This is a genomic window from Methanocaldococcus vulcanius M7, assembly GCF_000024625.1.
Classification (GTDB): Archaea; AGJL01; Methanococci; order Methanococcales; family Methanocaldococcaceae; genus Methanocaldococcus; species Methanocaldococcus vulcanius.
Window position 1 is genome coordinate 748,011 of record NC_013407.1, and the last position, 15,234, is coordinate 763,244.

13 protein-coding genes are annotated in these 15,234 nt (G+C 31.3%); 6 read left to right on the top strand and 7 right to left on the bottom strand.

Going from position 1 to position 15,234, the window contains the following annotated elements:
* Positions 1–9: 9 nt before the first annotated feature.
* The 4 genes from METVU_RS03815 to METVU_RS03830 all read right to left on the bottom strand — a co-directional run bounded on the left by METVU_RS03815 (position 10) and on the right by METVU_RS03830 (position 5,219).
* Positions 10–1,407 carry a glycoside hydrolase family 57 protein gene (locus METVU_RS03815; protein ID WP_015732858.1) on the bottom strand — a complete coding sequence of 466 codons (1,398 nt, stop codon included), beginning with the start codon at positions 1,405–1,407 and terminating at the stop codon, positions 10–12.
* Positions 1,408–1,477: 70 nt separating this feature from the next.
* The gene (locus METVU_RS03820; protein WP_015732859.1) at positions 1,478–3,325 is read right to left on the bottom strand and encodes a glycoside hydrolase family 15 protein; all 1,848 of its coding nucleotides are present in this window, start codon (positions 3,323–3,325) and stop codon (positions 1,478–1,480) included.
* A gap of 291 nt (positions 3,326–3,616) precedes the next feature.
* Entirely contained in the window at positions 3,617–3,832 is a 216-nt protein-coding gene (locus METVU_RS03825) for a winged helix-turn-helix domain-containing protein (protein ID WP_015732860.1), read from the bottom strand.
* A 217-nt stretch (positions 3,833–4,049) separates the two neighbouring features.
* Complete coding sequence (locus tag METVU_RS03830) at positions 4,050–5,219, bottom strand: glycosyltransferase family 4 protein (protein WP_015732861.1); 1,170 nt, start codon at positions 5,217–5,219, stop codon at positions 4,050–4,052.
* A gap of 168 nt (positions 5,220–5,387) precedes the next feature.
* On the opposite strand from METVU_RS03830, the gene METVU_RS03835 reads away from it, so the two are divergent.
* The 5 genes from METVU_RS03835 (at position 5,388) to METVU_RS03855 (ending at position 11,248) form a co-directional block, all read left to right on the top strand.
* Entirely contained in the window at positions 5,388–6,953 is a 1,566-nt protein-coding gene (locus tag METVU_RS03835) for a glycogen synthase (RefSeq protein ID WP_015732862.1), read from the top strand.
* A gap of 232 nt (positions 6,954–7,185) precedes the next feature.
* Positions 7,186–8,445, top strand: a complete 1,260-nt coding sequence (pgi, locus tag METVU_RS03840) for a glucose-6-phosphate isomerase (RefSeq protein WP_083771294.1) — start codon at positions 7,186–7,188, stop codon at positions 8,443–8,445.
* Between the two features lie 112 nt (positions 8,446–8,557).
* Complete coding sequence (gene pfkC, locus METVU_RS03845) at positions 8,558–9,958, top strand: ADP-specific phosphofructokinase (protein ID WP_015732864.1); 1,401 nt, start codon at positions 8,558–8,560, stop codon at positions 9,956–9,958.
* Positions 9,945–10,625 (top strand): 2-amino-5-formylamino-6-ribosylaminopyrimidin-4(3H)-one 5'-monophosphate deformylase, encoded by a 681-nt coding sequence (gene arfB, locus METVU_RS03850; protein ID WP_015732865.1) that lies wholly within the window; start codon positions 9,945–9,947, stop codon positions 10,623–10,625. Before pfkC ends, arfB begins: the two co-directional genes overlap by 14 nt.
* Before the next feature lie 32 nt (positions 10,626–10,657).
* Positions 10,658–11,248: a FumA C-terminus/TtdB family hydratase beta subunit gene (locus tag METVU_RS03855; RefSeq protein WP_015732866.1), complete on the top strand. Its 591-nt coding sequence runs from the start codon at positions 10,658–10,660 to the stop codon at positions 11,246–11,248.
* 2 nt (positions 11,249–11,250) lie between these two features.
* Here the strand turns inward: METVU_RS03855 and METVU_RS03860 are convergent, their stop codons facing one another.
* The gene (locus tag METVU_RS03860; RefSeq protein WP_015732867.1) at positions 11,251–11,559 is read right to left on the bottom strand and encodes a DUF167 family protein; all 309 of its coding nucleotides are present in this window, start codon (positions 11,557–11,559) and stop codon (positions 11,251–11,253) included.
* Positions 11,540–13,060 carry a tetraether lipid synthase Tes gene (gene tes, locus METVU_RS03865; protein ID WP_015732868.1) on the bottom strand — a complete coding sequence of 507 codons (1,521 nt, stop codon included), beginning with the start codon at positions 13,058–13,060 and terminating at the stop codon, positions 11,540–11,542. Before tes ends, METVU_RS03860 begins: the two co-directional genes overlap by 20 nt.
* Positions 13,061–13,497: 437 nt before the next feature.
* Between tes and mptN the strand changes: the two genes are divergently transcribed.
* Entirely contained in the window at positions 13,498–14,367 is an 870-nt protein-coding gene (gene mptN / locus METVU_RS03870; protein ID WP_015732869.1) for a tetrahydromethanopterin:alpha-L-glutamate ligase, read from the top strand.
* Positions 14,368–14,404: 37 nt separating this feature from the next.
* On the opposite strand, the gene dcd is transcribed toward mptN, so the two are convergent.
* Complete coding sequence (gene dcd, locus METVU_RS03875; protein ID WP_015732870.1) at positions 14,405–15,013, bottom strand: dCTP deaminase; 609 nt, start codon at positions 15,011–15,013, stop codon at positions 14,405–14,407.
* Between the last annotated feature and the right edge of the window lie 221 nt (positions 15,014–15,234).

The following is a 15,234-nucleotide window of genomic DNA, read 5'->3' on the forward strand; positions in this document are numbered from 1 at the left end:
AGTCCTCCCTCATGCAATTATAAACTCATTATCGTATTTGTCATTTTCACTACCACTACGATTCTTTTTATCATTTTCTTTTTCATTATATATACTTTCCGCTTCTTCTAAGGAATTTAAATTTTTTTTCATTAAATCCTCTTTTTCTACTCGGTATAGCTCTACAGATCCATGCTCTTTTTTTCTTCTGTTAGATTTGATGTTTAGTAAGAGGGTTTTTATGTGATATTCGAAATCGTATAGGGTATTTAAATATGTTGCATATGCATCAAATGGAGTGTCAAAGTGGCTGAAATAGTTGTGAACGTTCATATCGCAAAGGCCTTTAATTGATTGATAGTAGAGATTATCGCTTGTTTGTAAAACTTTATAAATTTTATATATCTCCTTAAATTTCCCACACATTTTTAATTTTTCTTCATTCTTTTTTATAAATCTTCCAAGGGATTTTAATTTTTCAAAGGAAATTCTTTGCATTTCATTTCCAAGCCATGCACTCACATCCCTCTCAGTGTCAGCCCAAGATATTGTAGAGAACTCATGAACGTAGAGTTCTCCTCTTGGCTCTAATCTTTCTACAACTTCACTAACATTGACAACTTCTAAGTGTTCATATTTTCCAATCTCTGCAGGAAGATGTTTTAAAAACTCAAATATTCCGGTTTCTTTCCAATGGTGCTCTCCAAACGTTTCATAATCCATATAAATATTTATAACCTCTCCAGGAGTTGAAGCTAACCATGTAGCGTATTTATCTGCTGTTAATGGATACTGATCCCAATCTTTTGCTGAAAATCTAAATCCAATATCATCACTTAATCGATAATTTCTTAAAAGAACTTTCATTCCATCTGGAGAGTGGTATAAGTAGTTTGGAGATCTCCATCCAAGTATTTTTTCAATTCCTTCTGTAAATATTGCTTCAAATCCAACATCTTTTGCGATTTTAGCAATTCTATTATTGTATATTAATTCAGTATTTCTAAAAATTTTTGCTTTATAGTTAAATAGATCCTTATAAAGTTCTCTATGCATTTCAATATCTTCAATAAACTCCTCTTCATCCTCATATAAACTTGTTAGGGAGTGATGATACGTTTCTGCGATCAACTCAACATTTCCAGTTTTTACAAGATCTTTAAAAAGGTCTAATACATACTCATTAAACTCTAAGGCCTGTTCTATGAACACTCCTGTGATGGAATAGTTGACTTTAAAGTCATATTCATCTATCAAGTCCAATATAAGCTCATTTGTTGGAATGTAGCATTTTTCAGCTACTTTATTAAACACTTCCTTATTTAATCTCACGTCCACGTATTTTTCCCAAAGGTTTGTTTTTTCCTGATCAATATCTTTATTCAATCTATGGGGTTGATGCACTTCAAAGTTGAATGTTAGTAGCATATGTATCATCTCAAAATGATTTTTCTTCAATTATTTGGCTAAAACACGTAAAATATTTTTTAAAACATTTTTACGGAATGAATACATTGTCATTCTCATACACATAAATAAGGAACATTGCATTGCTCCATCCTAATGGAATTGCGGATATTGGCACGCCTAATTCTTTATGAATCTGTTCTGGAAACAGACCGTCAAAGCTGTATTTAACTGCCCAATCAAACAATTTTTTAGATTTTTCAATATATGGTTTCCTTTTATCTTTATCAACCCCTTTACTTTTTAAAACGTTATATAATCTTCTATAATATAAAGAAAGCCATAGTGTAGTTATTATCCAAGGATTTCCTCCAAAGTATGTATCTTCAGGGTATCTTCCAATCCCTCCAACTTTGTAGTTAAATGCCTTCTCGATGGATTCAGCTGTCTTTATCATTCTTTCATCATCAACTGCTATTAAGTTGAAAGGATAACTTAAACCCAAAATGCTTGTATCGATCTCTTTATTTAGAGGATTTATTGATTTTGCGAACCTTTCTTCATCTTCTAAGTAAAATCTCTTAGGGACCTCTTTTTTTAGATATTCTAAGGTTTTACCCCAATGTTTAACATCTTCTCTTTTATTTACCGCTTTGCTCATACTGTATGCACATTTCAATCCTGCATAGACCGCTCCGATTGTATATGCAAAGACACCAAATTTCTCCTCCCATAGATCAAAGCATGGGGTAAAGTTTAAAGCAACATTATTTAAATAATTTCCAGCTTTTTCTATATTTTCCCAATATCTTTCAACGAATTTTCTATTTCCAGTTAGCCGATAATGAACATCCATTGCCCAAAGTAGAGATCCAATCTGATCGTTCTGTATAGCAGTTAGCCGAGGTTTTCCATTTACATAATAGTTTTGTAGCCAAGAACCATCTGCATTCTGTATTTTTGACATAAATTCAAAGAATCTGTCTGAGACCCCTCGTATTCCAAATAGATCAAGGGCTATTGAGATATAGCTTCCATCTCTTCCCCAAACATATCTATAATCTGGATACAGGGAAGGAGCTGCGATTATTCCTCCTTCCTTATCACAAAGCATTAATAGGGCCATTAATGCTCTTTTTGTTATGGAGTATATTTTATAATTCTGTCTTAGTTCTGGATGTATTACCCTATTTATTTTTTCTATAATGTTTTTCCAATAGTTTAGTGATAGATTTTTTATATTTTCGCTATTGTTTTTTATAATTCTAAGTTGTTCAGTTATAATTGATAGATCTCCATCAAATTTTTGGGGGAGTATGTAGATGTTAAATGCCAATGTTCTATTTTTATCTATTTCAATATTCCAAGAAATTGCACTATCAGTTAAAATACCTGAGCTTTCTCTATGTTCTTTCAAGATACCATTTTCTATATCGATATATGCACTGGTTTTGCTATATCTGTTTCCACACTGAAATGAGTCGATTTTTTTATCACTTCCTATGCAAAAGATGTATTTTCCATTACACTTAACAATACAGTCCTCATCCTCGATATATTTGACTGTATTAACTTCAGGATTTTCTCCAATCCTTAAATTTTCATAAAAAAATAGTTTGAATCTTATTTTTTCATCAAGTTTGTTTTTTATATAGATACGTTTTATTAAAACGTTATGGGAGACAGGAACAAAGTCCTTTACAGTTAATATGATCTTTTCATCTTCTAAGATCGTCTTAAATATATTTGTTTCTCCAATATACTTTTGTGTTATGTTCCAGTCCTCATCCCAGTGCCACTTTACCTTATTATCGTATATTGCCAATGCAGAGTCAAAGAAGTGTGTCTCATAGCCAATGTGGGGATAGAACATATACTCAATTTCCCCATAATCTCCAATTTTCGTTAATAGGCAGTTATTTCCAACGATCCCTCCCATAAAAATCACGCTTTGTTGTTGATAATAAGAAATTTATTTCCCTTTATTTTAATTTTTATATATTTGCTCCATATCTGGTTTTCATTCTATAATGTTATTTTTCATGTTATTTCAATATTGATTCAATAAAAGAAACGGATCTAAATTTTGATATTGATTAATTATAAAATTAAAATAATAAATTATAAATTGAACTTATATAGTCGGTATTAACTATTTTATTTATTTTGATAATTTTATTTAATATCTAATAATACTAATATATAATTACTTTAATATTCCAATTTTGATTTAATTTTTTAATTTTATAGTCCATTTCTTTTCATCTTTTAAAACGCATATTTTATCCTCTCGAGCCAGCCATCCAATAGCCATTTTCACGATGTTAGAATTGTATCCCTCTTTTCTCAACGCTCTTTCAATTTGGGAGAGGGATTTTTCTCCATCTTCTAACAGATGATAAACCCTCCCTGCGGTTTCTCCAATTTTTGCCCAGAGATCCTCCATATTATCACCAAAAGTTTTAAAAACTCCTTTTATTCTTAATGATCACTGTTAGATTCGTCTATTTTTCTCGTTAATTATTCATCTTAATTATTTATATCAATGTTTAATAATTATATCAATTTTTCTATATACTTCCAAATCTTTAATATCACAATTTTTCAGTTAATTTGATCGCTCAACTTAATCATCCTTATCTATTTATACATCTTATATTGTGTTATTTCATCATATCTATCGCAATATTGTAAACATCCACAGTTTCTTTGGCAATATTGTCCCAACTGTATTTTTCATAAACATCCTTTTTTGCATTTTGAACTATATAGTTCCTCAAACCCCAATCCGACAAGACCCTATCAACTCCCCACGCAATAGAATTCGGGTCTTTTGGATAAACCCATATTCCATTAACTTCGTGCTGTATTATCTCCTTTAAACCTCCAACGGAACTAACTACAACAGGGGTTCCCGCAGCCATTGCCTCCAAAGCAACTATACCAAACGGCTCATACACAGAGGGTATTACAACAACATCCGCAGAGTTGTAAAGTTTTTTTAATGTTTCCCCATTTACAAACCCCAAAAATATAACCTTATGCCTTATTCCCAACTGATAACAAATATCTTCTAAATAGTCCCTCATATCTCCTGAACCAGCGATTACTAATTTTGCATTATGCTTCTCCAATATTTTTGGCATTGCTCTTATTAAATATTCTATTCCTTTTTGATATGTTAATCTTCCAACAAATAGAATCATCTTTTCATCATCTTGAACTCCTATACTTCTTCTAAAATTCATCTTTTCTTCCCAACTTAGATTAAGATCGAATTCCCACGGGTTTATTCCATTATAAATAACTTTAACCTTATCTTCTGGTGTATTGAAGGTAGAGCAGACCTCTTCTTTTAAAGATTTACTTACTGTTATAACCTGACAAGATTCATATGTGGAAAGATATTCTAATCCAAATATTGTTCGAGAATCGTCAGAGTATATTCCTCCACATCTTCCGATTTCAGTGCTGTGAATGGATTGGACGTAGGGCATTTTACAGATGTGCTTTAAATTTGCCCCAACAAAGTGTGTCATCCAATCGTGGCAGTGCACAACATCATATTTTCCTATTCCTAAAATTCCAAGCTTTTTTTCCATTTCCTCAGCCATTAGCATACTCCACGTTAAAAAGTGAGGATGAGATATGGGCTTTACTCTGTAAACGTTGACTCCATTAATATTTTCGTAGTCGGGCATGTCATATCCCACAGTTATTACATCTACCTCATGTCCATTTCTAACTAACCCTTCTGCTAATCCCTTGCAATGAATCGCAAGCCCTCCTACGATTCTTGGCGGATACTCCCAAGTTATCATAGCAATTTTCATAATACCATCATTTAGATTTTTAAATATGATGTAAATCTTAGAAAGGTATAAAAACTATCTAATAGATACTTTAAATTAGATGATATAAAAAGATTGTGATACGTTATACATTATTATATCTTACATTAAAAATTAAAAGCATAATTTCGCGTTTTCAAAGTGATAGCCATGAAAATTGTAGTTCTCGCCCCAACGATAACGCCCATTGTTTCTTATGGGGGATTGGGAGATGTAATGAGAGATCTTCCTAAATTTTTAGAGAAAGAAAATGAAGTCCTTGTTTTAACTTTAAACCATAATGGTAGGTATTTTAAATTACCCTACGAAAAAATTAAGACAATCAAGATAATGTATAAGGGGACGAAAATCGTTTTTGATGTTATAAGGACAAAGCATCCAACAACAGGCATTGAATTGATCGTTTTTAGCAATGAGAATGTGAACAACTTAGACGTGTGGGATCCTGTAAAGTATGAGATATTTGCCGATTTGGTAATTGCATATTTAGATGATGTTGATAAACTCGATGTTGTCTCTGGGCATGATTGGATGTGCGGTTTGGCAATAGCAAAATGTAGTGATATTTTAGATATTCCTACAACTCTTACAATACATAACGAGGCATTTAAAGGAGATGTCGTTGAATACAAAGGAGAGGTTATGACCTTCTTGGAATTGGGATTGAAGTATGCTGACGCAGTAAATACTGTAAGTCCAACCCATGCTGAGGAAATAAAAAATCTTCCACATATTAAAAGATATATAGAAAATAAACCATTTTGTGGTATATTAAATGGAATAGATATTGAAGAATACGATCCAGTTAAAATAATTGATAGAATGATCGCCCTATCCAACAACAAACTTGATCCAAGGAACTACGCTTATATTTCTCCTTACTCTGCCGAGGATGCATACGATATAAAACCGAAAATAAAGTATTCATGGTTTTACAAGGGAGGGATCTTTGAATACATAGAGGACTGGAATAAGATAGAGAAAGAGATCTCCGCAACTAACGTGGAGGTTCATGGAAATGTTCGAGGAGATATAGAAAATCCCATGATTGGATTTGTAGGTAGAGCAACGTATCAAAAAGGATTTAACACGATATTTGAAACAATTCCTGAAGTATTGAAAAAACATGATGATATAAGATTCGTATTTTTAACGAAAGGAGACAGAGATATTGAAAATAAGCTAAAAGATCTCGCAGATGAGTATGAAGATAATATATTGGCGTTGATCGGCTACTCTTTACCATTGTCATCATTGGTATTTGCAGGAAGTGATTGGATCATGATGCCTTCCTACTGGGAACCCTGTGGTTTGGTTCAGATGGAAGCAATGGCATACTGCACTCCTGTTATTGCCACGGAGACGGGAGGGTTGAAAGACACGATTATTCCTTTGGATCCAAATCCCTGTGAACATCCAAATTTTGACAAGGCAACAGGGGTTTTATTTAAAGTTCCAGATAAATTAGGTTTAATGTGGGGAATAGAGCATGCTTTAAATTGGACATTTTATAAATTAAATGAAATATGTATGTTTATGCAATATTTAAGATACGAATGTCCAAAATATCCATACGATAAAAATGCTCCACTCTCAATGATGATGAAAAATTGCTATCATCACGTATTTAGAAATTTAAGTTGGCAGAACTCTCCATCCATAAGGAGATACAAGGGTTTATTTGGAGGAGGAATTTACCAACACTGTTTAAAATAAAATAATTTTTAAAAATTTTAAAAACTTTTCAAATATATAATAATATATCAAATAATGGATGGAAATCAATAAAAAATAAAATAAATGAATTAAATGTAAGAAAATATATCAAAAATATAATTTAAGAGAAATTTAAAATAACGGTCTATCATCTCTAAAACCTTTAAAACCGGATAAAAATTTTGTAAATTAAAAATTACTAAAAATTTAAAATAAAACCAAAAAAAGAAAAATAACTAAAAATAATAAAAAGATACTTAGGGGAGAAAAGATGCTAAATTACTACTATGAAAATGCTTTAAAGGTTGGAGAGATAAAACTAAAAGACGTAGAAAATGTTAACTTCACGAATGCATATTCCAATCTAATGGAAAAATTGGAAAACGGAGACGTTGGATTTAGAGAAGTTATCTATGAAGAAGATATAGAAAAATACGAATCACTAAGAGGGTTTAAAAACGTTGTTGTTATAGGAATGGGAGGATCTATACTTGGAACTGTGGCAATATACAGGGCAATATCTCCATTTGAGAATGGTGCATACTTTATAGATAACAGCGACCCTGAAAAAACCCTCTCCCTACTTAAAAATTTAGATCTAAACGAATCAATAATATATGTGATCAGCAAGTCAGGAAATACTCTCGAAACGCTTGTAAACTACTACCTTATAAAAAAGAGGATTGAAAAAATAAATAACTTTAAAGGAAAAATCGTATTTATCACAAATGGAGGAAAATTAAAAAGAGAAGCTGAAAAAAATAATTATCCGATATATTCAATCCCCGAAAACGTTCCTGGGAGATTTTCGGTCTTTACATCTGTTGGATTAGCCCCACTCTATTCATTAGGAGTTAATATATCTGAAATATTGGAAGGAGCAAGAGAAATGGATAAAACATGCCAAAATGATGATATATTCGAAAATCCTGCACTTTTAAATGGTGTTATTCACTATCTCTACGATAACTTAGGAAAGGATATATCTGTGATTATGAGTTATGTGGAAAGTTTGAAATACTTTGGAGGGTGGTATAAACAACTTATTGGAGAAAGTTTAGGAAAAAACGGATATGGAATAACGCCTCTCCTATCAATAGGGGCAAAAGATCAACACTCTCTATTACAACTATACATCGACGGAAAAAAAGATAAAGTAATCACATTTATGATTGCTGAAAAATATAGATTGGACGAAAATATCGCTTTTGAAGATGTAAATGATGAAGAAATTGTTTGTAAATACTCAGATATAATAAAAAGCCAGCAAAAAGCTACGGAAATATCTTTAACCAACAATGGAGTCCCAAATGTTAGAATAACAATCGATGAGGTAAATGAGAAAACAATGGGGGCTCTTCTATATATGTATGAAATGCAAGTTGGATTTATGGGGGAACTTTATAATATAAATGCCTACAATCAACCAGCAGTTGAAGAAGAAAAAAGAATATGCTGGGATTTAATAAAAAGTAGTAAAAAGCAAATCTAATTTATAAAATTATCTTAATGAATAACTAACGATCTATTGATGATTTTTATCTAACTTTTAATTATATTCTTTCTTTTTATTTTTATTTAATTTAGTTTTAGAGGGGGATAGGATGAATATTGAGAAATTTCTAAAAACCATAAAAGAAACCAAGTTATTTACCGCTTATAACACAAACGTAGATGCTGTGAAATACTTAAAAGATGAAGATGTTCAAAGATTGGTAGATATGTTTGATCACAATGAAATAATAGAGAGAATGGAAAGTTATCCTCGAATAATTAAAGATCCGCTTGATTTCGTTGCAAGATTAGTTTATAGTATAAAGACCGGAAAACCGGCAGAGGTTCCAATGAAAGAAGATGAAAACCTTCAAAGATGGTTTGATAGCATAAAGTATGATGAGGAGAGAATGGGAGGGCAGGCAGGCATCGTATCTAACCTAATGGCAACACTTCAAATTAATAGAATAATAGTGTATACCCCTCTTTTATCAAAAAAACAGGCAGAAATGTTCGTTGATTATGATAATTTACTCTATCCTGTTGTAGAAGATGAAAAGTTAGTGTTAAAAAAGGTTAGAGAAGCATATAAAAACGATCCAACAAAAATAAACCGAATATTCGAATTTAAAAAGGGATTGAAATTTATATTAAACGGAGAGAAAATCGTGGCAAAGCAATCAACACGATTTATAGTTGCTTCAAGACCTGAAAATTTAAGAATAGAAATAAAAGACGATGTAAGAAAGTTCCTGCCTGATATTGGAGAGATGGTTGATTGTGCATTTTTATCAGGGTATCAGGCAATTAAAGAAAAATACAATGATGGAAAAACAGCAGAATATTACTTTAAAAAAGCCAGAGATGATATTAAATTATTAATAAAAAGGAATAAAAATATAAAAGTTCACTTGGAATTTGCGTCCATACCAAACATAAATATAAGAAAAATGGTTGTAGATTATATCCTAAGTAGTGTAGATAGCGTTGGAATGGACGAGACAGAGATAGCTAATGTATTACATATCTTAGGATTTGAGGAGATGAGCGAAAAGATATTAAAAAACAGTTTTGTGGAAGATGTTATAGAGGGAGCAAAAATTTTACTTGAAAAATTTAAAAATTTGGAAGTGGTTCAAATACATACAATATACTACATACTTTTTGTTTGTAGAGAAGATAATCCATTAAGTAATGAAGAATTAGAAGAATGCTTAGAATTTGCGACGATCTTAGCATCAAGCAGAGCAAAACTTGGAAATATAAGAAATATTGAAGATCTTAAAGAGGGTTTAACAGTTGATCATAACAAATATGGAGATCTATTGAAAAAAATAGCAAAAGAGCATAGTAATGGATATAAGGTAGTTTTATCTCCATCAAGATATGTAGAAACTCCAAAATCAACCGTTGGATTAGGGGATACAATTTCCAGCGGGGCATTTTTATATTACGTCTCTCTTCTCAATAAAAAAGAAAAGAAAAATGAGAGAGAGGATGGTAGAGATTAGATTATCCTCAGGGAAGATACTAAACAAAAAAGTCCATAAAATTGGTGTTATTGCTCTTGGATCCTTTTTAGAGAATCATGGGGCAGTTTTACCAATAGATACAGATATAAAAATCGCTTCTTACATAGCATTAAATGCATCGATCTTAACAGGAGCCAAATTTTTAGGCGTGGTTATTCCTTCAACTGAATATGAATATGTCAAACATGGAATACACAACAAAGTTGATGAGATTCTCGATTATCTAAGATTTATGATTAATTGGGGAAAGAAAATTGGCGTTGAAGAGATTATCATAGTTAACTGCCATGGAGGAAATGTTTTAATAGAGGAGCATTTAAAAAACTTGGAAAAAGAGTTAGATGTAAGTATTGAGATGATAAATATAACCTTTACCCATGCATCAACAGAAGAGGTCTCGGTTGGAGAAGTTATAGGGATTTCAGATGTTAAAAGGTTAGAAGAACATACAAATTTTGAGAAGTATCCAGAAGTTGGAATGGTTGGTTTAAAAGAAGCGAGAAGAAATAACCCAATTATTGATCAAGAAGCTAAGGAAGTTGAGACATCTGGTGTTAAAGTAGATAGAGAACTTGGAAGATCTATTTTAAAAAATGCCATAGAAAAGGTTGTAAAAAAGATTGAAGAAAAAATAGCCAAAAAATAGCAAATTTTATAAAAATAATTGAGGTGGTGGAGTTGGAATATCGGATAAAAAATATGAGAAAGAGTGATGTAAAAAAGTTAAAAGTTGGAGATGTAATTTATTTAAGTGGAAAAATATACACAGCCCGTGATGAAGCCCATTTAAAAATAATTGAAATGGTAAAAAATAATGAGGAATTACCATTTGATTTGAAAGAAGGAATAATATATCACGCAGGGCCAATAATGCGAAAATGTGGAGATAAATGGACTTGTGTTTCAATAGGACCAACAACATCTGCAAGAATGAACAACATTGAAGAGGAGTTTATTAAATTAACTGGTATCTCCGCGATAGTAGGTAAGGGAGGAATGAAATCAGAGTTATTAAAGACATTTAAAGAGTTTGATGTTGTTTATTTATCTGCTCCAGGAGGGTGTGCAGCTCTGCTCGCAAATTGTATAAAAGAAGTGGTTAATGTTTATTTTTTAGAGGAATTGGGAATGCCCGAGGCAGTTTGGGAATTGGAAGTTGAAAATTTTGGTCCACTAATCGTATCTATGGATGCTCATGGACGTAGTGTTTATGAAAATGTTAACAAAATAGTAATGGAAAATTTAAAACATATTCTTTCTGAAATTTAGATTTATTTGGTTTTTTCGAGTTCTTTTTTTAAGATTTCTTCAACATATCCTTTTTTTGCTCCTAAAATTAAAATTGTTTTTTGTGAACTTGTCTTTCCGAGTATTATTTCTACATCTTTTTTAAAGAGGTTTCCAAAAAATTTAATTATCTCTTTGTTAGCTTTTCCTTCAATTGCAGGAGCTTTTATTTTTACTGAAAGCCGTTTTCTCCATTCGTTTATGCCCGCTATTTCATTTCGTTTTGCATTTGCTTGGACATCAATATCTATTAAAATCCCATCCTTTCTCTCTTTAATAATCGTCTCTATCATCATCTCCTCCTATCCTGTGTATTTTTTTCCATTCCTCTAAAGGAATCGAAAACTTATCTTCAACCTCCTGCCTGTGAAGTGTGTTATAAGAGCAGAATGGAATTATCCTATTGTCAGGCGTTGCATAGTGAATACAACACCTTTGAACTCTCCTGACATCAAAGTTGTAAGGATCCATAAAGTGCATGCAACTTATCATCAACATATGGTAATGAAGTTCTGCAAGTGCATCGTAATCGCTCTTTAAAACACTTAATATCAGATCAATGATTTTTTTAATATTCACTGACTTTGGAGCTTTATTTAAGTCAATTAATGAAGGTAATTTTATCGCAATTTCTCCTAAAACTCTAACATCATGCATTTTTGATCTTCCGAGTTCCTCTATTTTTTCTTTTATCAACTCTAAAAATCCCTCAACATCAATAAATCTTGTTAATGGAATTAATTTTCCATCTTCATCAACAAAAACATAAGTTGATGTTCCGCAGTGTTGATGAGCACTTAACGTTGGTTTTTTCTCTCCAGTTAATTTTTCTACAAGAACAGAGATCGGAGCAACGGAAGGAACTGGATAAAAATCTTCTTCTGAAATATCCCCACCTGTCTGCTCTTCAACTAACTTTATAAAGTCAGGAATTGTTATTCTACCTTCTAAAAGCGTTTTTTCATCGACTCTTCCAGTAAAAGAAACAGGTTGGAAGTTTATTCCTCTAATAACATTTACATTCTCAGCAGCGTATCTTATAATGTCTCCAACCTCTCCATCATTAACTCCTCTAACAAGAGTAGGAACCAAAACAACACTATCAAACCCTACTTTCTTACAATTTTCAATAACTTTTTGTTTTATTGGAAGTAGATTTTTCCCCCTCGCAATTAAATACGGTCTCTCTGACAATCCATCAAACTGTAAATATATTGTAGATAACCCCGCTTCTTTTAGTTTTTTGAGATAATTTATATTTTTTAATTTTATACCGTTAGTTGCTAACTGGATATGTAAAAATCCCATTTCATTTGCTAATTTTATTAATTCAGGAAGATCTCCTCTAACCGTTGGTTCTCCTCCTGCAAACTGTATCGCAGGAGTTGGTGGAATTTCCCTTCTTAAATTTTCCATCATTCTTTTTATTTCTTCAAAAGATGGCTCATAAACTTTTCCTGATTTATTGGCATTTGCAAAGCATATGGGGCAGTTTAGATTACATCTGTTTGTTATATCTATATTTGCGAGTATGGTTGTTGATTTGTGATTAGGGCAAAGACCACAATCGAGAGGACATCCATTTTTTATTTTTGTGTTGGTTATTGAGATTTTTCCCACAAATTCGTATTTTTCAAATTTTTTGTATAGGTTTGCATCTCCCCAGTATATATCTTTAAACTCCCCATGCTCAGGACATGTTTTTTTAATTATTATCTTGCCATCTTCCTCCACTATTGTTGCGGGTATTCTTTTTAAACATGTGGGGCAAAGAGATAATGTTTTTTTCTCCATTTCATCACCATGTATGTTGTAATTTTTGCAACTCCGAAATGTTTAAATGTATTATTTTTAATTTTAATTTTTTAATTATTTTCATTGTCCAACTATTTATTAGATGTTGAGATAAAACCATTAATAGATTCGTTCTTTCCGCTAATTAATTAAATTTTTATAGTTTATGAGGTTATAAGGTGTTAATTATATTTTTTGTAAATTAAGTTAAGTTTTTACAATAATATGATATATTGGGAGAGATATATAAGACCTATGGAACTTTTTTTAATAATTAAATTTCATTTTTTATTATTCTTATTCTTTTTTATATAATATCCATAAATCATATTAATAATATACCCTAAATAATCTTATTAATATATTACACAAATATTTCATGAACTACGTATATTTAACATTGTATATTTAAACGTACTGGTGTAAAGGGGGTAGTAATGAAGTTTGGAATAATAACAACAGAGAGGGATGAAGTGGTTAACGATCTAATAAGATGCTGTGAAAATTTAAAGATCGACTATAAAATTATAAGTCCTTCAAGTATAGTGGCAGGTTTTGGTGTGGATTTTAAATTAAAATACTATAAATCATTCTTAGATGAGTTAAACTGCTATTTTGTAAGAAACCTTGGATGGGAAAGTTTCTTCAGATTTGATGTTTTAGAATACTTAAATAAATTTGTTCCAGTGATAAATCCTCCTGAGGGATTAAATAGGGCTTCAAATAAATTTTTAACATCTATGCTTCTTGAACTGCATAATATTCCTCAACCAAGAACAATAGCCACTGAAAATATAAACGAAGCAGTTATGTGGGTAGATAAATTCGAAGATGCGGTTTTAAAGCCAATATTTGGATGCAGGGGGGAGGGTATTGTAAGATTAAAAAAAGAAATGTCAATAGCTGTTAAATTAAAGACCTTAACTGAGTTTAAGGAAAAATACGGGGTTTTTTACATACAAGAGTTTATAGAACCGATTGGAAAAGATCATAGAGATATTAGAGCTTTTGTTGTAGATGATGAAGTTGTAGGGGCGATGTATCGAATAGGAGGAGAAAATTGGAAAAATAATGTTTCTCAGGGAGGAAAGATTGAGGTCTGTGAAATAACCGAGGAAATTGAAAAGATTGCTTTAAAAGCGAAAAATGCTCTTGGATTGTTCTATGCGGGTGTTGATATAATTGAATCAGAGGACGGTTTGAAGGTTCTTGAAGTGAACTCTACACCTTCGTGGATTGGTCTATCTAAGGTCTGTGAGACAAATATTGCTGAAAAATTAGTGGAAAAGATTATCCAAAAGATTTGAATGTAGGAATATATATTTTTATATTTAACTTCTAATTTTAATCTTTAAAATCGTTATGGATCAAAGATGGAACAACTGTTTTTTGATACTTATATTTTGAGGACTTTCTTTCAGAATAACCAACATTTGCAGGAGACAATAACTTACTAAAAATTAACTGCCCAATTCGCTGATCTTTATATAAAATAACTGGTTTGTCAAATGCAGCAATTTCTAATGTTATTTTCCCTTTAAATCCTGCATCGATCCATCCAGCGGTTTGATGGGATGTTAAAAAAACTCTTCCTAAACTACTCCTTCCCTGATACTGTGCAGAAATATCATTTGGTAGTTCTATATATTCATTTGTAGTTCCTAAAATTCCTCCTTTTACTACATGATCAACACCATATCTCTCTTTAAAATAATCGATCTTATCATCGCATAACTGAAAATTTAGAGGACAGACCAAAATAGAATGTTTTATTTTTATTTCTTCATAATTTAGTTCCTTTGATAAATCGTAAACCTCATCCCTATAAATAATAAATTCTCCTCCCAACGTAACATCATAACTACACGGCCCAACAAATTTTTCATTAAAAGGTTCTATAACAAGTTTTCCTAATTCTATATATTCCAATATATCTTTATCACTAAGAATCATCACTCTCACCACACACTTTCTAAACCCTACTTATTTTTATAGAATAATTTTTAAATTTTACCCCTTCCATAAATAAAAACCATATTAATTTAAAAACATTAATTATTTTATTTATCTTGTTGTTTGTTTTTATTTTTTTGATTTTTAGGTTTTTAATTTAGATTTTTGTTTTTTAGTTGGTTTTTGTTGGTTTCTGAGGGTTGGTTTGTTTTATTATTTTG